Raw genomic sequence first — 410 nt, 5'->3', positions numbered from 1 at the left:
TTGCAACTGGCGAATGTGCAATGCCAATCCCTGAGTCTGTAAAAGTAACATTTAAAGGCAGCATGAAGTCTCACATGGACTTCCGCGACATCGTACACGCAACGCAAGCTCAAATGCTTAAGAAGTTCGGCGGCGAAAACGTCTTCCAGGGTCGCGTTATCGAAGTACAAATTGGCACTCTATTAGCAGACCAAGCGTTCACGTTCACCGATTGGACTGCAGAAATGAAAGCGAAAGCTTCGATCTGTATTTCTACAGACGACACGTTAATTCAGTCTCTAGAGCTCGCAAAATCTCGTATCCAAATCATGATCGACAAAGGCATGGATAACGATGCCAAGATGTTACAAGGCCTAATCGACCTAGCAGACAAGCGTATTGCTGGCATCAAGTCTGGTGAAGAACCAGCG

The 410-nt window shown here is 46.3% G+C and carries 1 protein-coding gene; it reads left to right on the top strand.

Translation table 11 applies throughout. The annotated features are described in order from the left end of the window. Positions 1-410, top strand: a 410-nt coding sequence (locus tag A3751_RS00485) for an aconitase family protein (protein ID WP_255376052.1), incomplete at both ends; no start/stop codon positions are given.

The organism is Oleiphilus sp. HI0080 (assembly GCF_001635135.1).
Note: the sequence above shows the minus strand (reverse complement) of the source record. Positions and strands in the feature narration are given on the sequence as shown.